Origin of the sequence: Dietzia sp. 179-F 9C3 NHS, from assembly GCF_045369825.1 — a bacterium.
Lineage (GTDB): Bacteria > Actinomycetota > Actinomycetes > Mycobacteriales > Mycobacteriaceae > Dietzia.
In genome coordinates, this window is record NZ_JBIQES010000010.1 from 33,159 (window position 1) to 58,063 (window position 24,905).

Sequence of the window (24,905 nt, forward strand, 5' to 3'; positions counted from 1 at the left end):
TCACGAGAGGACCCCGACCGTGTTCTTCGCGCTCCGCGACCTGCGCACCGCCCGCTGGCGCTTCGCCCTCATCACAGGCGTCGTGCTATTACTCTCCGTCCTGGTGGCCGGCCTGCTCGGCCTCACCGCCGGCCTGGCCCACCAGAGTGTGTCCGCCCTGAGGGCCCTCGGCGCCGGCGGCGCCGACTTCGTCCTGCCCGCCGAGGAGTCCGGGCCCGTCGACCTCGACCGAGCCGCACTGTCGGACGAGCAGGTGACCGCCGTCACCGCCGGGACGCCCGGGGCGGTGCCCGTCGGACTCGCGCGGGTGCGCCTCGACGACGGCACCGAGACCGGTGTCTCCGCCGTCGCCCTGGGCCTCGCCGGGAAGGTGGGAGAGGTGACCCCGCCCGCGCCGGGGGAGGTGCTGGTGTCCCCGGAGATCGACGACGAGGTGGGCGCCGGCGCCGCCGTGATCCGCTCCGGGGAGCACGCTCTGCGCGTCGCCGGCGCGGTCGGCGACCTCTGGCACTCGCACACCCCCGTCGTCGTCACCGACCTGGACACGTGGCGCGGCCTCGCGCCCCGAGGCGGGGCGGCGACCCTCGTCGCGGTGCCGGCCGGGACGGCGACCGCGGTGCCGGCGACGACGATCGTCGACGGCGACGGGCTCGTCGGCGCCCTGCCCTCGCACAAGGCCGAGGCCACGTCGCTGAACACCATGACGATCATGCTGCTGGCCGTGACGGCCCTGGTCGTGGGTGCGTTCTTCGCCGTGTGGGGCATGCAGCGGCGCGGCGACGTCGCCGTACTCAAGGCGCTCGGCGCCTCCACCCGCGCCGTGGTGCGCGACTCGGTGGGGCAGGCGGCGATCGTCCTCGTGGTGGGCGTGACCGGCGGCGTCGGGATCGCCGCGCTGGTCGGACTGTGGGCGGCCGGGGCCGTGCCGTTCGTCGTCTCGCCCGCGACCACCCTGGCCCCGGCCGCGCTCCTCGCCGTCCTCGGCCTGGCCGGCGCCGCCGTGTCGCTGCGCCCCGTCGTCGCCGCCGACCCCACCACCGCCCTCGGCGCCCTGCGCTGATCCTCTACACCCCTAGGAGTGCCCCCGATGACCGCCCCGCTGCTCGCCCCTGCCCGCACCGCCCTCGCGATGGACGACGTCGTGCTCACCTACCCCGACGGCGACAGCCGCGTCGCCGCCGTCGACCACGTCTCGCTGGAGATCGGCCGCGGCCAATCGCTCGCCGTGACCGGCCCGTCCGGCTCCGGCAAATCTAGCCTGCTCGCCGTGGCCGCCACTTTGACCCGCCCCGACTCCGGCCACGTGTGGCTGGCGACCGGTGCCGGGCCCGTGGACCTGGCCACCGTGTCCCGCGCCCGCGCCGCGGAGCTACGCCGCACCGAGATCGGGATCGTGTTCCAGCAGTCCAACCTGCTCGCCTCGCTCACCGCGCGCGAGCAACTCGAGGCGATGGCGTGGCTCGACGGCCGGCCCTCGCGGGCCCGACGCCGCGCGGCCGGGGACCGGGCCCGCGAGCTGCTAGAACTGGTGGGACTCGGGGCGGCCGGCGACCGAACCGTGGGCGCGCTGTCGGGTGGTCAGCGGCAGCGCGTCGCCGTGGCGCGCGCGCTGATGAACGACCCGGCCCTGCTGTTGGCCGACGAACCCACCAGCGCCCTGGACACCGAGGCGGGCGCGGCCGTGACGGATCTGCTACTGGGCCTGGTACACGAGGTCGACGTGGCGCTCATGCTGGTCACCCACGACGCCGCCGTGGCCGCTCGGTGCGATTCCCGGATGCATCTGGTCGACGGCGCCCCGGTGTGAGGGCCGGGTCGGGGCCTGCGCTCGCCGCCCCGTCCGGGTGATGCTCGGCGAGGCCACGGCCGCACGCACACCTAGACTGGAATGGGGCGCCGGCCGCGTGCCGGGCGCCCCGTTCATCTCCGCGTCCCCACGGAAAGGCCTCACCATGCTCTCCCGCATCGACCTGCGCGGCCGTACCCTCGGCACCGCCGAGCTGCGCCGCACCCTCCCGCGCGGCGCGGCGGACGTCGACTCCGTCGTCGACACCGTGCGCCCGGTGGTCGAGGCGGTCCGCGAGCACGGGGCCGCGGCGGCACTGGACCACGGCGAGACGTTCGACGGCGTCCGGCCCGCCTCGGTCCGGGTCCCGGCCGAGGTCCTCACGGAGGCCGAGGAGAACCTCGATCCCGACGTCCGCGAGGCACTCGTCGAGGCGATCCGGCGAGCCCGCATCGTGCACTCCGCGCAGCAGCGCACCGACACCGTCACCGAGGTGGCCCCGGGCGGGTTCGTCACCGAGAAGTGGGTGCCCGTCGAGCGCGTGGGCCTCTACGTCCCCGGCGGCAAGGCCGTCTACCCGTCGAGCGTCATCATGAACGTCGTCCCCGCCCAGGTCGCCGGCGTCGGCTCGCTCGTCGTGGCCTCCCCGCCGCAGGCCGACTTCGGAGGCTGGCCGCACCCCACCATCCTCGGTGCGTGCGCGCTGCTCGGAGTGGAGGAGGTGTGGGCCGTGGGCGGCGCCCAGGCCGTGGCCCTGCTCGCCTACGGCGGCGAGGACACCGGGGGCGAGGAACTCGAGCCGGTCGACATCGTCACCGGCCCCGGCAACGTCTACGTGACCGCCGCCAAGCGGTTGTGCCGCAGCGTCGTGGGCATCGACTCCGAGGCCGGCCCCACGGAGATCGCGATCCTCGCCGACGACTCGGCCGACCCCGTCCACCTCGCCTACGACCTCATCAGCCAGGCCGAGCACGATCCCGACGCGGCGAGCGTGCTCGTCACCGACTCGGAGGAGTTGGCCGACGCGGTCGACCGCGAGATCGGGGCCCGCTACACCGTGACGCTCAACGCCGACCGCGTGCGCGAGGCACTCGAGGGCCCGCAGTCCGGGACCGTGCTCGTCGACGACATCCCGGCCGGCCTGCGGGTCGTCAACGCCTACGCCGCCGAGCACCTCGAGGTGCAGACCCGCGACGCCGCGGCCGACGCGGCGCGCGTCCGGAACGCCGGCGCGATCTTCGTCGGCGCATATTCGCCGGTCCCGCTCGGCGACTACGCCGCCGGCTCGAACCACGTCCTGCCCACCTCGGGCACCGCGCGGCACTCCTCGGGCCTGAGCGTCCAGACCTTCCTGCGCGGCATCCACGTGGTGGACTACGACGAGGCCGCGCTCAAGGAGATCGCCCCCACCGTGGTGGCGCTCGCCGACGCCGAGCGGCTGCCCGCCCACGGAGAGGCGGTGCGCGCCCGGTTCGAGAACCTCGGGGTGGCCCGTGTGGACGAGGGGGAGCAGCCGTGACGACGTCACCCCACCCCGGCGTCGGCCTGGACGCCCTGCCCCTGCGGGAGAACCTCCGTGGCAAGAGTGCGTACGGCGCCCCGCAGCTCGAGGTACCCGTGCAGCTCAACACCAACGAGAATCCGCACCCGCCCAGCGCGGCGCTGGTCGCCGACGTCGCGGCCGCGGTGGCCGAGGTCGCCGCCGACCTCAACCGCTACCCCGACCGCGACGCCGTGGCGCTACGCGGCGACCTCGCCGCGTACCTCACCCGGCAGACCGGGGTGGCGCTCGACGTGGACAGGGTGTGGGCGGCCAACGGCTCCAACGAGATCCTCCAGCAGCTCCTGCAGGCCTTCGGCGGCCCCGGGCGCACGGCGATGGGTTTCGTCCCCAGCTACTCGATGCACCCGCTCCTCGCGGCCGGCACCGACACAGCGTGGATCCCCGTCGAGCGGGCCGCCGACCTGGCGATCAACGTGGACGCCGCCCTCGCGGCAATCGCCGAGCACCGGCCCGACGTGCTCTTCGTCACCACCCCCAACAACCCCACCGGCCACGTGGTGGAGCTCGAGGACCTGCGGCGGCTACTCGACGCGGCCCCGGGAATCGTCATCGTGGACGAGGCGTACGCCGAGTTCTCGCCGTCGCCCAGCGCGTGCACCCTGCTCGCCGACTACCCGGCGAAGCTCGTCGTGTCGCGCACCATGAGCAAGGCCTTCGCCTTTGCCGGCGGGCGGCTCGGCTACTTCGCGGCCGATCCGTCGTTCGTCGAGGCGGTGCTCCTGGTCCGGCTGCCCTACCACCTCTCCGCCATCTCCCAGGCCGCCGCGCGGGCCGCCCTACGGCACGCCGAGGAGACCCTCGCCGCCGTCGCGTTGCTGGCCGACGAGCGCAAACGCGTCACCGCGGGCCTCGAGGAGCTCGGCTTCGAGGTACTGCCGAGCGAGTCCAACTTCGTTCTCTACGGGCCGTTCGCCGACGGGCCGCGGGCCTGGCAGCGCTACCTCGACGCCGGCGTGCTCATCCGCGACGTGGGCATCCCGGGCCGCCTCCGTGCGACCATCGGACTGGAGAGCGAGAACGACCGGCTGCTCGAGGTGAGCGCCGAACTGGCCGCCACCGAGCTCCGGACCGCCACAGACACCGTCACCGAGGAGAAGCGATGAGCGAACAGACCGCGCGGCGGGGCCGCGTCGAGCGGACGACCAGAGAGTCGTCGATCGTCGTGGAGATCGACCTCGACGGCACCGGGGTCACCGACATCGCCACCGGGGTGCCGTTCTTCGACCACATGCTCACCGCCTTCGGTCAGCACGGCGCCTTCGACCTCACCGTCAAGGCCACCGGCGACCTCGACATCGAGGCCCACCACACCGTCGAGGACACCGCGATCGTCCTGGGCCGGGCGCTCGCACAGGCGCTCGGCGACAAGCGCGGGATCCGTCGCTTCGGCCAGTGCTCCATCCCCATGGACGAGACGCTCGCCGAGGCGGTCGTCGACGTGTCCGGCCGCCCGTACTGCGTGCACACCGGCGAGCCCGACCTCATGATGGGCTACGTCGTGACCGGCCACGACAGCGCGCCGTACGGGACGGTCCTCAACCGCCACGTCTTCGAGTCCATGGCCTTCCACGCCCGCATCGCACTGCACGTGCGCGTGCACTACGGCCGCGACCCGCACCACATCACCGAGGCCGAGTACAAGGCCGTCGCCCGCGCGCTTCGCGCGGCCGTCGAGCCGGACCCGCGGATCACCGGCGTGCCCTCGACCAAGGGCGCGCTGTGACGGGGGAGAGCGCAGTGATGTCGGCGTGACGGCCCGACCCGGGTCGCGGGGGACCTTCGGCGAGCTTTTCCGGGTGCCGGGTGTGCGCGCGGCGTTCGTCCTGGTCCTTTTGGCCTTCGGCGGATTCTCCCTACTGCTGCCGGTGGTGCCGCTCGCCGTGGTGCGCGGCGGCGGCAGCGAGCTCGTCGCCGGGGCGACCACCGGCGTGTTCATGACCGTCACAGTGTGCGTCCAACTCCTCACGCCGCGGTTCCTCCGCGCGGTCGGCTACCGCTGGGCGTTGGCCGTGGGAAGTTCGCTTCTCGGCGTGCCCTCCGGGCTGCTCGCGGTGTTCGACGGGCCGTTCGCCGTCCTCGCGATCAGCGGCGTGCGCGGCGCCGGCTTCGGCATGATGACCGTCGCCGGTTCCGCCCTCGTCGCCGAGCTCGCCCCGCCGGGCATGCTCGGCCGGGCCAGCTCGCTCGTCGGGCTCGCCGTGGGGATCTCCGAGGCCGTGTTCCTGCCCGTCGGCCTCTGGCTGCTCGACGCGTTCGGCCTGCCGACCGCCGCGTGGAGCGCCACCGCGTTCGGGATCGTGGGGCTGGTCGCCGCCGCGCGCCTGCCGGACGTCCGGCCCGCCCCGCCCGAGACGACCGACACGGGCGCACTCGGCACGCGGGCCGCGATCCTCCTGCTCATCGGACCGTTCCTCGTCATGCTCGCCGTGTCCGTCCCCTACGGCGCGGCCGCCTCCTTCCTTTCGCCGGCGCTGGACCAGATCGTCGCCGGCAGCGGTGCCGTCGTCGCCGGCGTGGGCCTCGGCCTGCTGGGCGCCGGCGTCATCGTGGGCCGCACCGTCGCCGGGATGGTCTCCGACCGCCGCGGCCCCGGCGCCCTGGTGTGGCCCGGCCTCGGCGTATCGGCGTTCGGCATGGCGGGCATCGCGGCGCTGCTGGTCGCCGAGGCGAACCCCTGGTGGTTCGTCCTCCCGAGCGTCGTCTTCGGCCTGGGCTTCGGCGCCGTGCAGAACGAGGCCCTGGTCGGCTCCTTCGAGCGGATGCCCCGGTCGCGGCTCGGCACCGCTTCGGCGTCGTGGAACATCTCCTTCGACGCCGGCACCGGGCTCGGCTCGATCGTCATGGGCGGGCTCGCCGGCTTCGGGTACGTGGTGCTCTTCGCCGTCGCCGCCGGTCTCGTCCTGGCCCTGGGCGGCCCGGCCGCCGTGGGCGCCCGCCGCACCCGCCCCCCGCGGGATCGGGTGGTGTCGGGGGCGGACGATACTCTTTCCCCATGACGACACCCGCCCCACGCGTGGCGCTCCTGGACTACGGCTCGGGCAACCTCCGGTCGGCCTTCCGCGCGCTCGAGCGCGTGGGTGCCGAGGTGGAGCTGACCTCGGACCCGAAGGTCGCCACGCAGGCAGACGGCCTCGTGGTGCCCGGAGTGGGGGCGTTCGCCGCGTGCATGGAGGGCCTGCGTGCCATCCGCGGCCCGCGCATCATCGGCGAGCGGCTCGCGGGCGGCCGCCCGGTGCTCGGGATCTGCGTGGGCATGCAGGTGATGTTCGAGCGCGGCGTCGAGTTCGCGGACGGCGAGCACGAGGGCTCGCCCGGCGTCCCCGGCTGCGGGGAGTGGCCCGGGGTGGTGGAGCACCTCGAGGCGCCCGTCCTGCCGCACATGGGCTGGAACACGGTCGACGCGGCCGAGGGCTCCGTTCTGTTCGCCGGCATGCCCGCCGACGAGCGCTTCTACTTCGTCCACACCTACGGCGTGCGGACCTGGGAGATGGAGCCGTCCGAGGTCCTGCGGCCCCCGATGGTGACGTGGGCCGAGCACGGTTCGCGGTTCGTGGCCGCCGTGGAGAACGGACCGCTGTCCGCGACGCAGTTCCATCCCGAGAAGTCCGGGGACGCGGGAGCGCACCTGCTCGAGAACTGGATCCGCTCCCTTGGCTAGGCGGACGGGGGAGCCCCCGACACCCGTGTCGTTCGCGGTCCTCGCGCTGAGCGTGGCGGGCGCCGGCGTGCTCGGCCTCGCGCTCACCGGGGCGGCGGTCGCGCTCCTGCCGCTCCCTCCGTTCGGCCGGGCGCTGGCGCTGCTCGTGGGGCTGGTCGCCACCGTCGCGGCCATGGGTGTGGCCTCGAACCGGGTCACCGCGCGGGCGATCCGCGCCGAGTACGGCGACGACGTGGCCGGCGAGGCGCACGAGCCCGGCGAGGCCGATGACCGGCCCGGTCCCGGGCACGGACTAGGCTGAACACCGTGACCAACGCTGCGCATCTCGAACTCCTGCCCGCCGTCGACGTCGCCGACGGGCAGGCCGTCCGCCTCGTCCAGGGCGAGGCCGGGACGGAGACCTCCTACGGCGCCCCCCTCGAGGCCGCCCTCCAGTGGCAGCGCGACGGCGCCGAGTGGGTGCACCTCGTGGACCTCGACGCGGCGTTCGGTCGTGGCTCCAACCGGGAGCTGCTCGCGCAGGTCGTGGGCGAGCTCGACGTGAAGGTGGAGATGTCCGGCGGGATCCGAGACGACGACTCGCTCGACGCTGCCCTGGCCACCGGTTGCGCCCGCGTCAACCTCGGCACCGCCGCCCTGGAGAACCCCGAGTGGTGCGCGGCCGCCATCGCCCGGCACGGCGACCGGATCGCCGTGGGACTGGACGTCCGCGTCGTGGACGGCGAGCCCCGCCTGCGCGGCCGCGGGTGGGTCTCCGACGGAGGCAACCTATGGGAGGTCCTCGAGCGACTGAACAACGACGGCTGCGCTCGCTACGTGGTGACCGACGTCTCCAAGGACGGCATGCTCACCGGCCCCAACCTCGAGATGCTCGCGCAGGTGTGCGCGGCCACCGACTCGCCGGTCGTCGCCTCGGGCGGTGTCTCCTCGATCGCGGACCTCGAGGCCATCGCGACCCTCGTCCCGCAGGGGGTGGAGGGCGCGATCGTGGGTAAGGCCCTCTACGCCGGCCGGTTCACCCTCCCCGAGGCGCTCGCCGCCGTCAGCGCCCGGTGAGCGCGCCGTGACCCTCTGGTAGCACCACCGCACGACCTCGAGCAGGAGGCCCGAGATGCCCGATCAGACCGGAACGACCCTGCCGACGGGCCTGCCCGTCGACCCGGCGGAGGCACTCGCCGCAGCGGTCCGCGCCCTCGAGGAGGTCACACCCCGCTTCGTCGAGGGCGTGGGCACCGAGGGCACCCGCACCAAGGAGTCCCGCACGGACGTCGCCATCGACCTCGACCTGGAGCTCGAGCGCCGGATCTCGGACGCGCTCCGGGAGGGCACCGGGCTCGAGGTGCACGGCGAGGAGTACGGCGGCCCGCCCGTCAACGAGGGGACCCTGTGGGTGGTGGACCCGATCGACGGCACCGCCAACTACTCCCTCGGGATCCCCACCACCGGCATGCTCGTCGCGCTCGTCCACGACCGGCAGCCGGTGCTGGGGCTCACGTGGCTTCCGCTGCTCGGCCTGCGCTTCACCTCGACGGCCGGCGGCACGCTGCAGGAGAACGGCGAGGACGTGACCCCGCTGCGGGACGTCTCGGTCCGCGACGTCGCCCTGGGGCTGGGCTCGCTCAACACCGGCGCCCGGGCCACCTACCCGCCCGCCTACCGGCGCGAGGTGTTCGAGCGCCTCACCCTGGACGCCGCGCGGACCCGCAAGTTCGGATCCACCGGCGTCGACATGGCGTTCGTCGGCTCCGGCCGGCTCTCCGCGTCGATCAGTTTCGGCAACTACCCGTGGGACAACGCCGCCGGCGTGTGCCACGTGCGGGCCGCCGGCGGCGTCGTCACCGACCTGGCCGGCGAGCCCTGGGCGATCGACTCCCCGTCGGTGCTGGCCGCGGGGCAGAAGGCGCACGGCGAGGTGCTGAGTATCGTCCGGCAACTCGGCGAGCCCGGGAACTTCTTCGAGGCCGGACGCCGCTGGGCCACGCCGGAACCCGAGACGCAGCGCCCCTGGCTGCAGGACGGGCGGTGATCCGGCCATGACCCTCGCCACACGCGTCATCCCCTGCCTGGACGTCGACGCCGGCCGCGTCGTCAAGGGCGTCAACTTCCTCGACCTCCGCGACGCCGGCGACCCGGTGGAGCTCGCCGCAACCTACGACGCTCAGGGCGCCGACGAACTCACCTTCCTCGACGTCACCGCGTCGTCCTCGGGCCGCGGCACCATGATCGACGTGGTCACGCGCACCGCCGAGCAGATCTTCATCCCGCTCACCGTGGGCGGCGGCGTCCGCACCGCGGAGGACGTGGACCAGCTCCTGCGGGCCGGCGCCGACAAGGTGAGCGTCAACACCGCGGCGATCGCCCGGCCCGAGCTGCTCGCCGAGCTCAGCCGCCGCTTCGGCTCCCAGTGCATCGTCCTGTCCGTCGACGCCCGCACCGTGCCGGAGGGCGGCGAGCCCACGCCGTCCGGCTGGGAGGTCACCACCCACGGCGGCCGCAAAGGCACAGGGATCGACGCCGTCGAGTGGGCCCGGCGCGGCCAGGAGCTCGGGGTGGGGGAGATCCTGCTCAATTCCATGGACGCCGACGGCACCAAGGCCGGCTTCGACCTGGCGATGGTGCGAGCCGTGCGCGCGGCCGTCACGATCCCCGTCATCGCCTCCGGCGGGGCCGGCGCGGTCGAGCACTTCGCCCCGGCCGTGCACGCGGGCGCCGACGCGGTGCTCGCGGCGAGCGTCTTCCACTTCGGAGAGATGACGATCGGCGACGTCAAGAAGGCGATGGCCGACGAGGGGATCACGGTCCGATGAGTGACCACGTGCTCGACCCGGGGCTCGCCGACCGACTGACGCGAAACGCCGACGGGCTGATCGCGGCGGTGGTCCAGGACGCCACCAGCGGCCGCGTGCTCATGATGGCGTGGATGGACGACGCCGCGCTCGCCGAGACCCTCGCCACCCGGCGCGGGGTGTACTACTCGCGCTCGCGAGGTCAGCGCTGGGTCAAGGGCGAGACCTCCGGCCACGTCCAGCACGTGCGGGAGGTGCAGCTCGACTGCGACGGCGACACCGTCCTGCTGCGCGTCGACCAGACGGGCGCCGCCTGCCACAACGGCACCACCAGCTGCTTCGACACCGCGACACTTCTCGGGGAGGACTGAACCCGTGCCCTTCATCCAGATCAACCAGCTCGACGGGATGGACGCCGCGGACAAGGCCCGCGTCATCGAGGCCGTCACCGCCGCGTACGCCGAGGCCTCCGGCAAGGACCCCGCCGCGGTGTGGTGCCTCGTCAACGACATGCCCCGCGACTCGTTCGGGATCGGGGGCCGGGTCGTCGGATGAGTACCCAGACCACGACCCTCGAGCAGTTCCGGGCCCTCGCAGCGGGGCACCGCGTGGTGCCCGTCGTGCGTACCGTGCTCGCCGACGCCGAGACGCCGCTCTCGGCCTACGACAAGCTCGCAGGCGACCGGCCGGGCACGTTCCTGTTCGAATCCGCCGAGCACGGGCGCTCATGGTCGCGGTGGTCCTTCATCGGCTGCGGCGCCGCGGCCGCGCTCACGGTCGACGCCGCGGGCGAGGCGACGTGGTGGGGGCACGTCCCCGCGGGCGCACCGACGGGCGGGGACCCGCTCGACGTCCTGCGCCGCACCCTGGACCTGCTGCGCACCGACTCGATCCCGGGCCTGCCGCCGCTCACCTCGGGGATGGTCGGCTACCTGGGCTACGACATCGTCCGCCGGCTCGAGCGGATCGCTGCCGACACGGCCGACGACCTGCGGGTGCCCGAGCTGATGCAGCTCCTCGCGACCGACCTGGCCGCCTTCGACCACCACGAGGGCCGCATCCACCTCATCGCCAACGCGGTCAACTGGGACGGCAGCGACGAGCGGGTCGACGAGGCGTACGCAGAGGCGCGTGCCCGCGTCGAGGCCATGACGGCCCGACTCGCCGCGCCCGGCACCGGCGGCGTCAGCGTCTTCGACACCCCCGACCCGGACGTGCGCCGCTGCACCGACGAGGCCACCTACCACGCACGGGTGGCCGACATCATCGAGCAGATCCACGCCGGCGAGGCGTTCCAGGTGGTGCTCAGCCAGCGCTTCGAGGTGGACACCAGCGCGCACCCGCGGGACGTCTACCGGATCCTGCGCACCACCAACCCGAGCCCGTACATGTTCCTGCTCACCGTGCCCGACGGCTCGGGCCCCGACGGCTTCGGCGGCACCGCGTTCACGGTCGTCGGCTCCAGTCCGGAGGCGCTGGTCACCGTGCAGGACGGGGTGGCCACGACCCACCCCATCGCGGGGACGAGGCCACGGGGGGACGACGACGAGCACGACGTCCTCCTGGCCAAGGATCTGGTGGACGACGCCAAGGAGAACGCCGAACACCTCATGCTGGTGGACCTCGGCCGCAACGACCTCGGCCGCGTGTGTGAGCCCGGGACCGTCGTGGTGACGGAGTTCCGCCAGGTGGAGCGCTACAGTCACGTCATGCACCTCGTGTCGACCGTGACCGGGCGGCTCGCCGCGGGGCGCACCGGCGTCGACGCGGTGACCGCGTGTTTCCCGGCCGGCACTCTGTCGGGCTCGCCCAAGCCGCGGGCACTGCAGATCATCGAGGATCTCGAGGACACCCGGCGCGGCGTGTACGGAGGGGTGATCGGCTACTTCGACTTCGCCGGCAACGCCGACCAGGCCATCGCCATCCGGTCCGGCCTCCTCCGGGACGGCACGGCGTACGTGCAGGCCGGCGCGGGGATCGTCGCGGACTCGGTGGCGGCCTCCGAGGACGCCGAGTGCCGCAACAAGGCGATGGCCGTCCTGCGGGCCGTGGCCGCCGCCGGGACGCTGCGGCCGGCGGGCGGGGGAGCGGGGTGACGCCCCGCAACCGGCTCCTCGTCCCGGTCGTGCTCCTGCTCCTCGGGGCAGTCCTGCTGTGGGCCGCCTCGCGGACGGCGTGGCTCGAGGTCGTGGCGTTCAACGACCAGTCCGGCGAGGCGCGGCGAACGCTCGTCGGCGCCGACTGGCAACCGGCGCTCGTGCCGATCGCCCTCGGGGCGGTGGCCGCCGTCGCGGCCGTAGCCCTCGTCCGCGGCACCGGAGCCCGGGTGGTGGGCGCGGTCATCGCGCTCCTCGGGGTGGCCGCCGGCGCGCAGGCCGCCTCGACGGTGGGCGACGTGGACACCGACCGCGTGCACGCCGCGGTGACGAGTGAGGAGGAGCTCGGCCGCACCAACGCCGGGCCCGGCGCGTCGGGGGTGCAGTCTCTGCCCGAGTGGTCGGAGATCACCGGGACCGCCACGCGGGCGACCGGTCCCGCGCTCACCGCGGGGGGCGCACTGGCACTCCTCGCGGCGGGAGCCGTGGTGATCGCGTGGCCCGCGCGGGCGGCACGCCGCGACGACCGGTACGTGACGCCGTCGACGCGGCGCGGGGAGGCCGGCGCCGGCGACGCCGGTACGGGCCGGGGTTTGTGGGAGGAACTCGACGAGGGACGCGACCCCACGGCCTGACGGCGGCGAGCCGGACCTCGGTTTCGGGAACCCTGCGACGGCCCTCTATGGTTGATGCCGATCACACTTGTACGCCCGGTCAACGCTGAGGGAGGTCGCGGTGGGCAACGTTCTCGACTCGATTCTCGACGGGGTCCGCGAGGACGTCGCCGCCCGCGAGGCGGTCCTCGACCTCGCCGCGGTCAAGAAGGCGGCCAAGGCCGCCCCCGAGCCCCTCGACGCCCGTAAGGCACTCCGGGAGCCCGGGGTGGGCGTCATCGCGGAGGTCAAGCGCGCGAGCCCGTCCAAGGGGCAGCTCGCGGACATTCCCGACCCGGCGGTGCTCGCCCGGATGTACGAGGAGGGCGGGGCGCGGATCATCTCGTGCCTCACCGAGGAGCGCCGCTTCCACGGCAGCCTCGCCGACCTGGACGCGGTGCGCCGTGCCGTGGGGATCCCCGTGCTGCGCAAGGACTTCGTGGTGGGGCCGTACCAGATCCACGAGGCGCGGGCGCACGGTGCGGACCTCGTCCTGCTCATGGTGTCGGTGCTCGAGCAGGACGCGCTGGTGTCGCTGCTCGACCGCACCGAGTCGCTCGGCATGACCGCCCTCGTCGAGGTACACACCGAGGAGGAGGCGGACCGCGCCCTCGAGGCCGGCGCAGGCGTCATCGGCGTCAACGCCCGCAACCTCAAGACCCTCGAGGTGGACCGGGACGTCTTCTCCCGCATCGCGCCGGGGCTGCCCTCGGACGTCGTCAAGGTGGCCGAGTCGGGGGTCCGGGACGCCGCGGACCTGCTGGCCTACGCGAGCGCGGGCGCGGACGCCGTGCTCGTGGGCGAGGGACTCGTCACTCAGGGCGACCCCCGGGCGGCGTGCGCGTCGCTGGCGACGGCCGGCGCTCATCCGGCCTGCCCGCAGGGTCCGCGCTGACCCGCTCCGCCCGCGGCCCCCGCTGACCGCCGCCCCCGCGCGTCGGGCAGACTGGGCGGCGTGACTAGAGACGACCTGCCGACGCTGCCGACCATGGGAGAGGTGCTCCGGGAACCCACCGGGCACGAACCGGACCAGCGGGGGCACTGGGGGCTGTTCGGGGGCCGCTACATCCCCGAGGCGCTCATGGCAGTGATCGACGAGGTGACCGACGCCTACGCCAAGGCGCGCGCCGACGAGGCGTACCTCGACGAGCTCGACCGCCTGCAGCGCCACTACTCGGGCCGCCCGTCGCCGCTGTACGAGGCCGAGCGGTTCGGCGCCGAGATCGGCGCGCGGGTCCTGCTCAAGCGCGAGGACCTCAACCACACGGGCTCGCACAAGATCAACAACGTGCTCGGACAGGCGCTGCTGGCCAAGCGCATGGGCAAGACCCGCGTCATCGCCGAGACCGGCGCCGGCCAGCACGGCGTGGCCACCGCCACCGCCTGCGCGCTGCTGGGCATGGAGTGCAAGGTCTTCATGGGCGCCGTGGACGTCCGCCGCCAGGCCCTCAACGTGGCGCGGATGCGGCTGCTCGGCGCCGAGGTCGAGGCCGTGGAGATCGGGTCGGCCACCCTCAAGGACGCGATCAACGAGGCCATGCGCGAGTGGGTCGCGCGCGCCGACGACACCTACTACGCCTTCGGCACGGCCGCGGGCCCGCATCCGTTCCCCGCGATGGTCCGCGACTTCCAGCGGATCATCGGCACCGAGGCCCGGGCCCAGATGCTCGACCAGGTGGGTCGGCTGCCCGACGCCGCGGTGGCGTGCGTGGGCGGTGGCTCCAATGCGATCGGGCTGTTCCACCCGTTCATCGACGACCCCGGGGTGCGGCTCGTGGGCTGTGAGGCGGGCGGCGACGGCGTGCATACCGGGCGCACCGCGGCGACGGTCAACGCGGGCCGTCCGGGCGTGTTCCAGGGCTCGTACGCCCACCTCATGCAGGACGAGGACGGCCAGACCGTCGAGTCCCACTCCATCTCGGCCGGCCTGGACTACCCGGGTGTCGGGCCGGAGCACTCCCACCTGGCCGAGATCGGCCGCGCCGAGTACCGGCCGGTCACGGACACCCAGGCGATGGACGCCTTCGCGCAGCTGTGCCGCACCGAGGGGATCATCCCCGCCATCGAGTCCGCGCACGCGCTCGCCGGCGCCGCGCAGCTCGCCGCCGAGGGCGTGGGCCTCGTCCTGGTCAACGTGTCGGGGCGGGGTGACAAGGACGTCGACACCGCCGCCCGCTGGTTCGGCCTCATCGGTGGGGGGTCGCCCCCCGAAGCCGGGGTGGACCACAGGCAGGGCGCCGATGACGGCGACGGCGAGTACGCGGAGGGGGGAGTGGAGTCATGAGTGCGCTGAGTGAGGTGTTCACACGGTGCCGCGCCGAGGAGCGGGCCGCCCTCATCGGCTACTACCCTGCGGGATTTCCGACGGTGGCCGATTCGGTCGAGGCCGTCCGCACGATGGTCGAGCACGGGTGCGACGTGGTCGAGGTGGGCATCCCGTACTCGGATCCGATGATGGACGGTCCCACGATCCAGGCCGCCGCCGACGCGGCGCTGGCGGCGGGCTTCCGCGTGCGGGACACGTTCGAGGTCGTCCGCGCGGTCGCCGAGGCCGGCGCCGTCCCCGTCATCATGAGCTACTGGAACCCGATCCTGCAGTACGGCGTGGACCGCTTCGCAGCGGACCTGGCCGCCGCGGGCGGCACGGGCGTCATCACTCCGGACCTCATCCCGGACGAGGCGCGGGAATGGATCGCCGCCACCGACGCACACGGCATCGACCGCGTGTTCCTCGTGGCGCCGTCCTCGACCAACGAGCGGCTGGCCATGACGCTCGAGCACACCGCCGGATTCGTCTACGTCCAGGCGGTCATGGGCGTCACGGGCGCGCGCGACGTGGTGACCGACGCCCCGCGCGTGCTCACGCAGCGGGTCCGCGAGATCTCGGACATCGCGTGCGGCGTGGGCCTGGGTGTGCGCAACGGCGACCAGGCGGCGGAGATCGCCTCGTACGCCGACGGCGTGATCGTGGGCTCGGCGCTCATCTCCGCCACCGGCCCGGATGGCACGGACCGCGCCGCGCTCGGCGCACTCACCGCGGAGCTGGCCGAGGGCGTGCGCCGCCCGGGGGCGGCCTCGTGATCCCCAGCCCTCCCCAGGGGGTGTGGCATCTCGGCCCGCTCCCGATCCGCGCGTACGCGCTGTGCATCATCGTCGGCATCGTCGTGGCGATCTACTGGGGCGAGAAGCGCTGGGTGGCCCGCGGCGGCCGGCCCGGCGTCGTCCTCGACACGGCCCTGTGGGCCGTGCCGTTCGGCCTCGTCGGCGGGCGGATCTACCATGTGGCCACGGACTGGTACCGCTACTTCGGTGAGGGACGCAACCCCCTCGACGCGCTGAAGATCTGGGACGGCGGCCTCGGCATCTGGGGCGCCGTGGCGTTAGGCGCCCTCGGCGCCTACCTCGGACTGCGACAGCAGGGCATCCGCGCTATCGGGGCGTTCGGCGACGCCGTGGCGCCGGGCATCGTCCTGGCGCAGGGCATCGGCCGACTCGGCAACTACTTCAACCAGGAGCTCTACGGCCGCCAGACCGACGTGCCGTGGGCGCTGGAGATCTACGAGCGCTACGACGAGGCGTACGGCTACTCCGAGACCCTGGGCCGCTCGACGGGCCAGGTAATCGCCACCGTCCACCCCACGTTCCTCTACGAGCTGCTGTGGAACGTCCTCGTGGCCGTGCTGCTGGTGCTCCTCGACCGGCGGTTCCGTCTCGGCCACGGCCGCGTCTTCGCCTTCTACGTGGCGCTGTACTGCTTCGGCCGCTTCTGGGTGGAGCTGCTCCGCGCGGACTCCGCGACCCACGTGCTCGGGCTGCGGATCAACACAATCGTCTCTACCGTGGTGCTACTCGCGGCGCTCGTCTACCTGTGGTGGGAACGCCGCGGCCGCGAGGAACCCGCGGAGCTCCGACCTGCGAGCGATCCCGAGGGGTAGCCCGGCGGCCACCTCCGTTGGCCCGCCGTTGCCCGCGGGTTCACGACCGGTATCGCCGGGGGGACTACATTGGTGCCCGTGAAGCGTCGTACCAAGATCGTGTGCACCCTGGGCCCCGCCGTCGCCTCCGAGTTCGGCATCCGCCGCCTGGTGGAGGCGGGCATGGACGTCGCCCGGCTCAACTTCAGCCATGGCGAGCACGCCGACCACGAGCAGAACTACCGCTGGGTCCGCCAGGCCTCGGACGAGTCCGGTCGGGCCGTGGGCATCCTCGCGGACCTGCAGGGGCCCAAGATCCGGCTGGGCCGGTTCACCGACGGCAAGCACGAGTGGGAGGACGGCGACCGGGTCGTCATCACCGTCGCCGACGTCGAGGGCACCAAGGACCGGGTGTCCACCACCTACAAGGGTCTGGCCGCGGACGCGCGCAGGGGCGACCGGCTGCTCGTCGACGACGGCAACATCGCGCTCGAGGTCGAGTCGGTGGACGGCGACGACGTCCACTGCGTCGTCACGGAGGGCGGCACCGTCTCCAACAACAAGGGCGTCTCCCTTCCCGGGATGAACGTCTCGGTGCCTGCGCTCAGCGAGAAGGACAAGGAGGATCTGCGCTTCGCGCTGCGCCTCGGCGTCGACTTCATCGCCCTGTCCTTCGTTCGCTCCCCGGCGGACGTCGACCTCGTCCGCGAGATCATGGACGAGCTGGGCATCCACGTGCCGGTGATCGCCAAGCTCGAGAAACCGGAGGCGGTCAAGAACCTCGAGGCGATCGTCCTGGCCTTCGACGCCATCATGGTGGCGCGCGGTGACCTCGGCGTGGAGCTCCCGCTGCAGGAGGTGCCGCTGGTCCAGAAGCGCGCCATCCAGATCGCGCGGGAGAACGCCAAGCCGGTCATCGTGGCCACGCAGATGCTCGAGTCCATGATCACCAACTCGCGGCCCACCCGTGCCGAGGCCTCCGACGTGGCCAACGCGGTGATGGACGGCGCGGACGCGGTCATGCTCTCGGGCGAGACCTCGGTAGGCCGGTACCCGTACGAAGCGGTGCGCACGATGTCCTCCATCGCGCTGGCCGTGGAGGAGGACTCGACGGCCGCCCCGGACCTCGTCCACATCCCGCGGACCAAGCGCGGCGTCATCTCCTACTCCGCCCGCGAGATCGGGGAGCGGCTCGGCGCCAAGGCTCTCGTGGCCGTCACCTCGACCGGCGACACGGTGCGGCGCCTGGCGCGCCTGCACAGCCACCTGCCGCTCATCGCGATCACCGGCGACCCGCGCATCCGCAGCCAGCTGGCGCTGACGTGGGGTGCCGAGACGTTCCTCACGAGCCGGGTCAACGAGACGGCCGAGATCGTCAAGGTGACGGACGAGCTGCTGCTGCCGGTGGAGGGCTACAACGAGGACGACCTCATCGTGATCGTGGCCGGGAGCGTGCCCGGCGTGGAGGGCTCGACCAACTTCATCCTCGTGCACCGGATGGGCGAGGCCGACCACTGAGCCCGGAGCGCTCTGCAACTACTCGATAACGATCCCGAAGCGCTGGTGATACCTGCTGTCACCAGCGTTTTCGTGTTATTTCGTGCTTTGGGCGTGACAACGCCGAGATGCTTCTGTTACCTTCTTGGAGGCCGCCGGGAATCCGGTGGACCCCCTGCTTCACACGTTCCACGACTGACGAGGTTCCCTGATGTCCGACGCCACCCGCACCGTCCCCTTCTCCGAGCTCGCCGACCGGCTCGGGGTGGGCGGTTCCGCCGCGTCCGCCGGCCGTCATCGCGCCGCCCGTTCCTCCGGTGGCGTCGGCCGCGTGGTCGCCGGTGCCGTCGCCGGTGCCGCCCTGTCCGGTGGTGTGGCCATGGCTGCAGCCCCCGCCGCCAACGCGCAGTCGGCGGAGCTCGACCCCGCCCAGTTCGTGGATCCGGCCGAGCTCGGTCAGATCGCCCAGGACGTCGCCGGCCAGTTCGGCGTCTCCGACGAGCAGCTGCGTGAGTACGCCGGCATGCCCGGTCTCGGCTCGGTCGAGCTGCCCTTCCTCGGCGGTGGCGCCCACGCCCCGACGACCGGCCCGATCACCTCGCGCTTCGGCCCCCGCTGGGGCACCTTCCACAATGGCACCGACTTCGGTGCGCCGATCGGCACCCCGATGTACGCCGCCAAGTCCGGCACCGTCGTCGCCGCCGGCCCGGCCTCCGGGTACGGCCTGTGGATCCGCATCAAGACCGACGACGGCTACCTGCTCGAGTACGGCCACAACGACAAGAACTTCGTCTCGGTGGGCCAGCGCGTTCACGCCGGCCAGGTCATCGGCACCGTGGGCAACCGCGGTTACTCGACCGGTCCGCACCTGCACTTCGGTGTGCAGAACCCGGGTGGCCAGTGGATCGACCCCGTGCCGTGGCTCGCCGCCAACGGCGTGGTGGTCTGATCGGTCCGCGCACCCCGCACGTCCCTCGTCGCGCCCCGCTTCCCACTCGGGAGGCGGGGCGCGACGCATTGCCGTGTCGCGATACGTGAATCTCTGACACAGTGGGTCGGAGAGACCGCCGACGACCGTCAGGAGAGTGCTCATGTCGCAGACCGTCAGGGGTGTGATCGCCCGAAGCGAGGGGGCGGAGGTCGAGCTCGTCGACGTCGTGGTCCCCGAACCCGGCCCGAACGACGTGGTGGTGCGCGTACAGGCGTGCGGCGTCTGCCACACCGATCTGGCGTACCGGGACGGCGGGATCAACGACGAGTACCCGTTCCTGCTGGGGCACGAGGCGGCCGGGGTCGTCGAGTCCGTCGGCGACCGGGTAACCCATGTGGCGGAGGGCGACTTCGTGGTGCTCAACTGGCGCGCGGTGTGCGGGGAGTGCCGCGCCTGCAGGCGAGGGGAGCCGCGGTACTGCTTCTCCACCCACAACGCCTCGCGGGCGATGACGCTGGCCGACGGTACGGAGCTCACCCCGGCGCTCGGCATCGGCGCGTTCATCGAGAAGACGCTCGTCCACGAGGGCCAGTGCACCAAGGTCGATCCGGCCGCCGACCCGGCCGTGGCGGGCCTGCTGGGCTGCGGCGTCATGGCGGGTATCGGCGCGGCGATGAACACCGGCGGGGTCACGCGCGGGCAGTCGGTCGCGGTGATCGGCTGCGGCGGCGTGGGCATCGCGGCGATCGCGGGCGCGCGACTGGCCGGCGCCTCGACGATCATCGGGGTGGACATCGACCCCCGCAAGCTCGAGTGGGCCACCGACTTCGGAGCCACCGACACGATCGATTCCTCGGCCGCCGACCCGGTGGCGGCGATCCAGGAGCTCACGGGTGGTGTCGGTGCCGACGTGGTGATCGACGCGGTGGGGCGACCGGAGACCTACGAGCAGGCCTTCTACGCCCGCGACCTCGCCGGCACGGTGGTGCTCGTGGGCGTGCCGACCCCCGACATGCGCCTGGAGATGCCGCTGCTGGACTTCTTCGGCCGCGGCGGCTCCCTCAAGTCCTCGTGGTACGGCGACTGCCTGCCCGAGAAGGACTTCCCGATGCTCGTAGACCTGCACCTGCAGGGTCGGCTCCCGCTCGAGAAGTTCGTCACCGAACGCATCTCCCTCGACGCCGTCGAGGCCGCGTTCGACGCCATGAAGTCCGGTTCCGTCCTCCGATCGGTGGTGACCCTGTGAGCGAGACCTACACCAGCGCCGGATACGCCGGCGGTCTGCGCATCGAGAAAGTGGTGACGAGCGGTATCTTCGCGCTCGACGGCGGCGAGTGGGAGGTGGACAACAACATCTGGATCCTTGGTGACGACGACGAGGTCTACGTCATCGACGCCGCGCACACCGCCGCCCCGATCGTCGAGGCCGTCGCGGGCCGTCGGGTCAAGGGGATCCTGTGCTCGCACGCCCACAACGACCACATCACCGTGGCGCCGGAGTTGAGCGAGACGCTCGATGCGCCGATCCTCGTGCACCCGGGCGACCAGATGCTGTGGGACCAGACCCACCCGGGGGTCGGGCACGCCGACCTGGCGGACGGTCAGAGGCTGGAGATCGCGGGGACCCGCATCGACGTGATGAACACCCCCGGGCACTCGCCGGGCTCGGTCGTCTTCCACGTCCCGGAGGCGGGCGTGCTGTTCTCCGGGGACACGCTGTTCTCGGGTGGGCCGGGCGCCACGGGCAGGTCCTACTCGGATTTCCCGACCATCATCACCTCGATCCGCGAGCGCATCCTCACCCTGCCCGCGGAGACTCTCGTGCACACCGGGCACGGAGACGGCACCAGGGTGGGCGACGAGGCCCCACACCTGGAGGAGTGGATCGCCCGCGGCCACTGATCCGCCCTGCGGCACGATGGGGGTATGACGACGAGGACCGCGTCAGCGACCGACGACCCCATCGCCTGGCACACCCTTCCGACCGACGAGGTGATTTTCTCCCTGAGTTCGCGGTGGGCTCGTCGGTCCTGTGGCTCGAGGAGGCCCGTAAGGTCGGGGCGAGGTGGCGCGCACGCCGCGCCGGGGCCTCGGGCAGGATGGAGGTCGTCTGAGAGGCCGCATCACCCGGGAGGACGCACCGTCATGGGCAGGGTCACCGCCAACACCACCATCGTCATCGAGGCGCCCGTCGCCGCCGTCACCGCGGCGATCGCCGACTACGCGCAGGTCCGACCCCGGATCCAGCCCGAGGAGTACACGGCCTACCGGCTGCTCGAAGGCGGGCAGGGTCACGGCACCGTGGCGGCGTGGAACCTCCGGGCCACGTCCAAGCGGAGCCGCGACGTGCAGGCGGAGGTGACGGTGGAGGACGCCCCCGGCCACTGGTCGCTCGTGGAGAAGGACGCCAACTCGTCGATGGCGACGGTGTACACGGTCCGCGAGGCCACCGCGGGCTCGCTCGTCGAGATGACGACCTCGTGGAAGGGTGCCGGGGGAGTGGGCGGCTTCTTCGAGCGCCTCTTCGCGCCCGCCGGGCTCAAGCGGATCCAGCACTCGCTCCTCAAGAACCTCAAGGACGACGTCGAGGCGTCTGCCGGCCGGTAGCGTCCGGCCTGTTCCGGCCGTGCGGTGCGGCCGACGGCGAAGGACCGGGTGGTCCAGCGGCTCGGGTCGCAGACGGGTGCCGGTCAGGACCTCGTGCGCAAGCTCATCCCGATCCGGGCTAGGCGAAGTCCTCGAGCCGGATCCATCCGTCCCGGAGGGCGTGCGCGAGCAGCCTGGACTTGCTCCGGGCCGGCCGGCCCGCCGCGAGGTACTTGGACCGGACCCGGGTGATGTAGGTGGTGACGGTGGTCGGCGCCAGGTATAGCGAGCGGGCCGCCTCCTCCTTGGTGTCGGCGAGCAACCACGTGCGCAGCACCTCGACCTCGCGGGGGCTCAGCGCGGGTCGCTGGCGAAGCGACCCGTCAGCGGGGGCGTGGTCGACGACGGCGCTGGTCATCTCGTGTCCTCCTGGTCCTCGAACGTTGATGAGGAGAACATTATTGGCGGGGTACGACACCGCGTAGCCCGCGGACGGTGCCCAGCGGCTGGTGCCCCCCGCGGCAGGGGCACCGGGTCAGGGGGCGTCCCGGCGTGCGGCGTCCTCTAGGTCGTCCGGACGTAGCACCGTCCTCTCGGCCCTGCCGGAGGAACTGAGCAGGACCGTCGCGATCTCCTCGCGACCGGGTGGGCAGATCCGGATCGTCACGCGCCCGGCATCGACCGCGGCGACGCGACGGGCCACCAGTCCGAGCAGCGCCGCCCTCAGTCGTGGGGGTGCACCGTCGAGTGCACCGTCGTCCAGGAGTACCACCTCCACGCCGCGTTCCCGGGCCCGCCCCACGGTCTCGTCGAGTCCGGGGCCGGTGAGCCCGGGTGCGCGTAGCGCGTCGCGGATACCGGCCTCGAGGAGGCGGCAGGCCCGCCTGTCGCCGTCGTCGAGCGGGTCCCCCGAGGCGATTCGGCGTAGCCACGGGCCGGCGGTGCGGTCGATCCAGTCGAGGCGGTCGTTGCGCGCCGCGACCGCGGCCACGGCGGCGGTTTCGGCCCGGGCCGCGGACTCGCCGGCGCCCCGGAGGGCCACGATTTCCCCGATCACCGGGCGGGCGTAGATCGCGATCAGCAGGGCGACGAAGAACATCGGGAGGTACGACCCCAGGGACTGCGCCGCCGTGGCCGGCGTGCCGTCGATCCGCCACGCCCGGAGGGCGAGGGCCGCGGCGACCCCGGCGTGGATGACGATCGCGGGGACGGGCCTGCCCTTGAGGCAGAGGACGAGCTCGATGATCCCCGCCATGTACAGCGGCCAGGACCAGAGGTAGTCGCTGACCTCGGGGATCGTCGTCCACGTCGCGAACACCACGGCCGCCGCGCCGACCACGGCGGGGACGAGCAGCGTCGAGGAGAGGGGCGTCGCACCGCGGGAGGACCGGCCGGACACCGACCCCAGTGCCACCACCATGGCGGCGGCGGCCGCGAGGTGGATGGGGCGGTGGGGCGTGGCCGCGGGGTCGGAGACGATGCTGGCGACGAGGAACGTGGCGACAAGTGTGAGGATGAACGTGGCGGTTCTCGGCGTGAGCCCGATCGGGGCGTAGGGGTTCCGGAGGTCCGCGGTCACGGGGTGGTCCAGGTGAGTGAGACCCGGACGCCGGCGCCCGGCGCGGTCTCGATGGTGGCGCCGGCCCCGGGGACGGCGTCCATGCGCCCCACGATGGAGGCCCGCGTGCCCATCCGGTGGGGAGGGACGGTCCGGGAATCGTATCCCGGGCCGTCGTCCTCCACGACGACCACGACACCGGGTGTGAGGGGACCTCCGGCGTCGTCCCGGTAGGACACCGTGGCGGACCTGCGGTGCCCCCGGGCGTGGATGACGCTGTTCCGCAGGGCCTCGGCCGCGGCCGCCGTGAGGTCGCGGGCCACCGAAACCGGGAGGATCGGCTCGACGGGGGCCTCGGTGATCGACGTCGTGACCGCCAGGCCGGGGTCGATGAAGTGCAGGCCGGAGCGGAGGGAATGGACGAAGTCCTCGACGGGGACGAGCTGGTCGTCGCCGCGGGGGAACCGCAGTGCGTCGAGTTCGGCGAGCGCGTTCTCCGCCGAGGCCACGACCCGGGGCTCGGATCCGACGCCGGCGGCGGCGAGGAGCGTGGACATCACCGCGTCGTGGATGAGTCCGTCGACCCGCTCGCGTTCCATCTGTTCGGCCTCCGCGACGGAGGCGATCGAGATGCGCTCCCTCGTCCGTTCGGACTCCTCGTCGCTCAACGTCGCGATGCCGAGGATCGCGTAGGCGACGGCGACGCTGAAGCCGCCGAGACTGTACATGTGCAGGATGTTGACGACGACCCACCGTCCGGGATCGTCGACGGCGAGGAGGCCGACGACCGTGAACAGCGCGACGGCGAGCAGCAGGACCATACGGGTCCGCAGAAAGGGCACGAGGCCGATGACGATGATCGAGGGGTAGGCCTCGTGCCAGACCACGTCCGCCTCCGTCCCGTGGCCGAGGCCCCGGATCGCGAGCATCCAGGCGGACGAGAAGCAGTAGGACCCGGCGAGCGCCGTGGCGGCGCCGCGCTGGAGGCGCGGCCGGCCCGTGAGCCCAGCGGTCAGGAGGGCGAGCGCGCAAAGCGTCTCGGTGGCCACCACCCAGGCCGTCCACCACGGGAAGTCGTGGAACGCGTCGACGATCCGCGGGGGAAACGTTCCGATGAACAGGAGGACGGCGGTCCCGGTGAACACGCCGAAGAGGGCGGCCATCCGTGAGGTCGCGGAACGCGGCCCCGTCGTCACCGCCCGGCCTCGGGTATCGGCAGGTAGCCGTCCTCCACCGCCCTCTTGTAGAGATCCATCTTGCTGCGCGCGGGCCGCCCGGACTCGGCGTACTTGGTGCGGATCCGGGCCACGTAGTCCTGCACGGTCTGGGGGGACAGGTGGAGCATGGCCGCGACGGTGCCGGCGTCCTCGCCGGAGGCGTAGAGGGAGAGGACCTCGCGCTGGCGGTCCGACAGGCCCACGGCCGGCAGGTCCGGGTCGCCGTCGATCGCCGCCGCCCAGTCCAGCCCGGGCACCGTCTCGCCGGAGGCGGCGGCCCGGATGGAGGCCACGATGTCGGAGGCGGCCTCGGACTTGCGCAGGACCCCGCAGATGCCGGCCTGCGCGGCGCGTCGGATGTGGTACGGGTTCTCGGCGGAGGTGAAGGCGAGGATCGGGGCCCCGGTCTCGTGCAGGGCGCGCACGTTGAGCTCCGGGGAGGAGCCGTCGGACAGGCGCAGGTCCAGCAGGACCAGGTCCACGTCGACCTTCGCGGCGAGGAACTCCGGGACGGTGGCGCCCGACCACACGAGTTCGAGGTCGGGCACGTCGGCGAGCATGGCCCGGAGCCCGAGCAACACGGTCTCGTGGTCGTCCACGAGCGCCACTCTGATCACGTCGGTCCTCTCGTCGCCCCCCGGTCGCTCTCTCCCCGAATT

General features: G+C 72.9%; 28 protein-coding genes. 24 read left to right on the top strand and 4 right to left on the bottom strand.

All coding sequences use genetic code 11. The annotated features are described in order from the left end of the window. Positions 1–19: 19 nt before the first annotated feature. The 24 genes from ACH0BZ_RS12745 to ACH0BZ_RS12860 all read left to right on the top strand — a co-directional run bounded on the left by ACH0BZ_RS12745 (position 20) and on the right by ACH0BZ_RS12860 (position 21,492). A complete protein-coding gene (locus tag ACH0BZ_RS12745) occupies positions 20–1,060 on the top strand; it encodes an FtsX-like permease family protein (protein WP_406898856.1) in 1,041 nt (346 codons plus the stop codon). 27 nt (positions 1,061–1,087) lie between these two features. Next, entirely contained in the window at positions 1,088–1,807 is a 720-nt protein-coding gene (locus tag ACH0BZ_RS12750) for an ABC transporter ATP-binding protein (protein ID WP_406898858.1), read from the top strand. Positions 1,808–1,952: 145 nt separating this feature from the next. After that, positions 1,953–3,305, top strand: coding sequence for a histidinol dehydrogenase (hisD, locus tag ACH0BZ_RS12755; protein WP_406898860.1), 1,353 nt, complete (start codon positions 1,953–1,955; stop codon positions 3,303–3,305). Then, entirely contained in the window at positions 3,302–4,453 is a 1,152-nt protein-coding gene (locus ACH0BZ_RS12760; protein WP_406898862.1) for a histidinol-phosphate transaminase, read from the top strand. Before hisD ends, ACH0BZ_RS12760 begins: the two co-directional genes overlap by 4 nt. Then, a complete protein-coding gene (hisB, locus tag ACH0BZ_RS12765; RefSeq protein ID WP_406898863.1) occupies positions 4,450–5,073 on the top strand; it encodes an imidazoleglycerol-phosphate dehydratase HisB in 624 nt (207 codons plus the stop codon). Before ACH0BZ_RS12760 ends, hisB begins: the two co-directional genes overlap by 4 nt. Before the next feature lie 25 nt (positions 5,074–5,098). Continuing rightward, positions 5,099–6,346, top strand: coding sequence for an MFS transporter (locus tag ACH0BZ_RS12770; protein ID WP_406898864.1), 1,248 nt, complete (start codon positions 5,099–5,101; stop codon positions 6,344–6,346). Then, complete coding sequence (hisH, locus tag ACH0BZ_RS12775; protein WP_406898866.1) at positions 6,343–7,008, top strand: imidazole glycerol phosphate synthase subunit HisH; 666 nt, start codon at positions 6,343–6,345, stop codon at positions 7,006–7,008. The genes ACH0BZ_RS12770 and hisH overlap by 4 nt, the downstream gene beginning before the upstream one ends. Before the next feature lie 25 nt (positions 7,009–7,033). Beyond that, positions 7,034–7,309, top strand: a complete 276-nt coding sequence (locus ACH0BZ_RS12780; protein WP_406898867.1) for a hypothetical protein — start codon at positions 7,034–7,036, stop codon at positions 7,307–7,309. A 5-nt stretch (positions 7,310–7,314) separates the two neighbouring features. After that, positions 7,315–8,064 (top strand): bifunctional 1-(5-phosphoribosyl)-5-((5-phosphoribosylamino)methylideneamino)imidazole-4-carboxamide isomerase/phosphoribosylanthranilate isomerase PriA, encoded by a 750-nt coding sequence (gene priA / locus ACH0BZ_RS12785; protein ID WP_406898869.1) that lies wholly within the window; start codon positions 7,315–7,317, stop codon positions 8,062–8,064. 55 nt (positions 8,065–8,119) lie between these two features. Continuing rightward, positions 8,120–9,034, top strand: a complete 915-nt coding sequence (locus tag ACH0BZ_RS12790) for an inositol monophosphatase family protein (protein ID WP_406898871.1) — start codon at positions 8,120–8,122, stop codon at positions 9,032–9,034. A gap of 7 nt (positions 9,035–9,041) precedes the next feature. Further along, on the top strand, positions 9,042–9,815 hold the full coding sequence (hisF, locus tag ACH0BZ_RS12795; RefSeq protein WP_406898872.1) for an imidazole glycerol phosphate synthase subunit HisF: 774 nt from the start codon (positions 9,042–9,044) through the stop codon (positions 9,813–9,815). Then, positions 9,812–10,165, top strand: coding sequence for a phosphoribosyl-AMP cyclohydrolase (gene hisI, locus ACH0BZ_RS12800; protein WP_406898873.1), 354 nt, complete (start codon positions 9,812–9,814; stop codon positions 10,163–10,165). Before hisF ends, hisI begins: the two co-directional genes overlap by 4 nt. 4 nt (positions 10,166–10,169) lie before the next feature. Further along, entirely contained in the window at positions 10,170–10,349 is a 180-nt protein-coding gene (locus ACH0BZ_RS12805; RefSeq protein ID WP_406898875.1) for a 4-oxalocrotonate tautomerase family protein, read from the top strand. Then, positions 10,346–11,890: an anthranilate synthase component I gene (locus ACH0BZ_RS12810; RefSeq protein ID WP_406898876.1), complete on the top strand. Its 1,545-nt coding sequence runs from the start codon at positions 10,346–10,348 to the stop codon at positions 11,888–11,890. Before ACH0BZ_RS12805 ends, ACH0BZ_RS12810 begins: the two co-directional genes overlap by 4 nt. After that, complete coding sequence (locus ACH0BZ_RS12815) at positions 11,887–12,525, top strand: TIGR02234 family membrane protein (protein ID WP_406898877.1); 639 nt, start codon at positions 11,887–11,889, stop codon at positions 12,523–12,525. The genes ACH0BZ_RS12810 and ACH0BZ_RS12815 overlap by 4 nt, the downstream gene beginning before the upstream one ends. 100 nt (positions 12,526–12,625) lie before the next feature. Continuing rightward, positions 12,626–13,438 carry an indole-3-glycerol phosphate synthase TrpC gene (gene trpC / locus ACH0BZ_RS12820; RefSeq protein ID WP_406898878.1) on the top strand — a complete coding sequence of 271 codons (813 nt, stop codon included), beginning with the start codon at positions 12,626–12,628 and terminating at the stop codon, positions 13,436–13,438. A gap of 93 nt (positions 13,439–13,531) precedes the next feature. Further along, on the top strand, positions 13,532–14,827 hold the full coding sequence (gene trpB, locus ACH0BZ_RS12825; protein WP_406898949.1) for a tryptophan synthase subunit beta: 1,296 nt from the start codon (positions 13,532–13,534) through the stop codon (positions 14,825–14,827). Then, the gene (trpA, locus tag ACH0BZ_RS12830) at positions 14,824–15,624 is read left to right on the top strand and encodes a tryptophan synthase subunit alpha (protein WP_406898879.1); all 801 of its coding nucleotides are present in this window, start codon (positions 14,824–14,826) and stop codon (positions 15,622–15,624) included. Before trpB ends, trpA begins: the two co-directional genes overlap by 4 nt. After that, the gene (gene lgt, locus ACH0BZ_RS12835) at positions 15,621–16,478 is read left to right on the top strand and encodes a prolipoprotein diacylglyceryl transferase (RefSeq protein ID WP_406898881.1); all 858 of its coding nucleotides are present in this window, start codon (positions 15,621–15,623) and stop codon (positions 16,476–16,478) included. Before trpA ends, lgt begins: the two co-directional genes overlap by 4 nt. A 78-nt stretch (positions 16,479–16,556) precedes the next feature. Then, on the top strand, positions 16,557–17,975 hold the full coding sequence (gene pyk, locus ACH0BZ_RS12840) for a pyruvate kinase (protein WP_406898882.1): 1,419 nt from the start codon (positions 16,557–16,559) through the stop codon (positions 17,973–17,975). A 190-nt stretch (positions 17,976–18,165) separates the two neighbouring features. Continuing rightward, positions 18,166–18,903, top strand: a complete 738-nt coding sequence (locus ACH0BZ_RS12845; protein WP_406898883.1) for a M23 family metallopeptidase — start codon at positions 18,166–18,168, stop codon at positions 18,901–18,903. 142 nt (positions 18,904–19,045) lie between these two features. Further along, a complete protein-coding gene (locus ACH0BZ_RS12850; protein ID WP_406898884.1) occupies positions 19,046–20,131 on the top strand; it encodes an S-(hydroxymethyl)mycothiol dehydrogenase in 1,086 nt (361 codons plus the stop codon). Continuing rightward, positions 20,128–20,787, top strand: coding sequence for an MBL fold metallo-hydrolase (locus tag ACH0BZ_RS12855; RefSeq protein WP_406898886.1), 660 nt, complete (start codon positions 20,128–20,130; stop codon positions 20,785–20,787). The genes ACH0BZ_RS12850 and ACH0BZ_RS12855 overlap by 4 nt, the downstream gene beginning before the upstream one ends. A gap of 243 nt (positions 20,788–21,030) precedes the next feature. After that, positions 21,031–21,492 carry an SRPBCC family protein gene (locus ACH0BZ_RS12860; protein ID WP_406898887.1) on the top strand — a complete coding sequence of 154 codons (462 nt, stop codon included), beginning with the start codon at positions 21,031–21,033 and terminating at the stop codon, positions 21,490–21,492. Positions 21,493–21,610: 118 nt separating this feature from the next. Here the strand turns inward: ACH0BZ_RS12860 and ACH0BZ_RS12865 are convergent, their stop codons facing one another. From ACH0BZ_RS12865 to ACH0BZ_RS12880, 4 genes are all read right to left on the bottom strand, one after another. Further along, complete coding sequence (locus tag ACH0BZ_RS12865) at positions 21,611–21,889, bottom strand: LuxR C-terminal-related transcriptional regulator (protein WP_406898888.1); 279 nt, start codon at positions 21,887–21,889, stop codon at positions 21,611–21,613. Between the two features lie 117 nt (positions 21,890–22,006). Then, positions 22,007–23,050, bottom strand: a complete 1,044-nt coding sequence (locus ACH0BZ_RS12870; RefSeq protein WP_406898889.1) for a hypothetical protein — start codon at positions 23,048–23,050, stop codon at positions 22,007–22,009. Further along, positions 23,047–24,192: an ATP-binding protein gene (locus tag ACH0BZ_RS12875; protein ID WP_406898890.1), complete on the bottom strand. Its 1,146-nt coding sequence runs from the start codon at positions 24,190–24,192 to the stop codon at positions 23,047–23,049. The genes ACH0BZ_RS12870 and ACH0BZ_RS12875 overlap by 4 nt, the downstream gene beginning before the upstream one ends. Positions 24,193–24,221: 29 nt before the next feature. After that, positions 24,222–24,863, bottom strand: coding sequence for a response regulator (locus ACH0BZ_RS12880; RefSeq protein ID WP_406898892.1), 642 nt, complete (start codon positions 24,861–24,863; stop codon positions 24,222–24,224). Positions 24,864–24,905 lie beyond the last annotated feature (42 nt).

Bases quoted from the DNA above. Each gene is read 5' to 3' on its own strand.
- trpA (WP_406898879.1), top strand. From the start codon at position 14,824: ATGAGTGCGCTGAGTGAGGTGTTCACACGGTGCCGCGCCGAGGAGCGG.
- ACH0BZ_RS12860 (WP_406898887.1), top strand. From the start codon at position 21,031: ATGGGCAGGGTCACCGCCAACACCACCATCGTCATCGAGGCGCCCGTC.
- trpB (WP_406898949.1), top strand. From the start codon at position 13,532: ATGGGAGAGGTGCTCCGGGAACCCACCGGGCACGAACCGGACCAGCGG.
- ACH0BZ_RS12875 (WP_406898890.1), bottom strand. From the start codon at position 24,192: ATGGCCGCCCTCTTCGGCGTGTTCACCGGGACCGCCGTCCTCCTGTTC.
- hisH (WP_406898866.1), top strand. From the start codon at position 6,343: ATGACGACACCCGCCCCACGCGTGGCGCTCCTGGACTACGGCTCGGGC.
- hisB (WP_406898863.1), top strand. From the start codon at position 4,450: ATGAGCGAACAGACCGCGCGGCGGGGCCGCGTCGAGCGGACGACCAGA.
- hisD (WP_406898860.1), top strand. From the start codon at position 1,953: ATGCTCTCCCGCATCGACCTGCGCGGCCGTACCCTCGGCACCGCCGAG.
- ACH0BZ_RS12865 (WP_406898888.1), bottom strand. From the start codon at position 21,889: ATGACCAGCGCCGTCGTCGACCACGCCCCCGCTGACGGGTCGCTTCGC.
- ACH0BZ_RS12810 (WP_406898876.1), top strand. From the start codon at position 10,346: ATGAGTACCCAGACCACGACCCTCGAGCAGTTCCGGGCCCTCGCAGCG.
- ACH0BZ_RS12850 (WP_406898884.1), top strand. From the start codon at position 19,046: ATGTCGCAGACCGTCAGGGGTGTGATCGCCCGAAGCGAGGGGGCGGAG.
- ACH0BZ_RS12845 (WP_406898883.1), top strand. From the start codon at position 18,166: ATGTCCGACGCCACCCGCACCGTCCCCTTCTCCGAGCTCGCCGACCGG.
- ACH0BZ_RS12790 (WP_406898871.1), top strand. From the start codon at position 8,120: ATGCCCGATCAGACCGGAACGACCCTGCCGACGGGCCTGCCCGTCGAC.
- hisF (WP_406898872.1), top strand. From the start codon at position 9,042: ATGACCCTCGCCACACGCGTCATCCCCTGCCTGGACGTCGACGCCGGC.
- hisI (WP_406898873.1), top strand. From the start codon at position 9,812: ATGAGTGACCACGTGCTCGACCCGGGGCTCGCCGACCGACTGACGCGA.
- ACH0BZ_RS12750 (WP_406898858.1), top strand. From the start codon at position 1,088: ATGACCGCCCCGCTGCTCGCCCCTGCCCGCACCGCCCTCGCGATGGAC.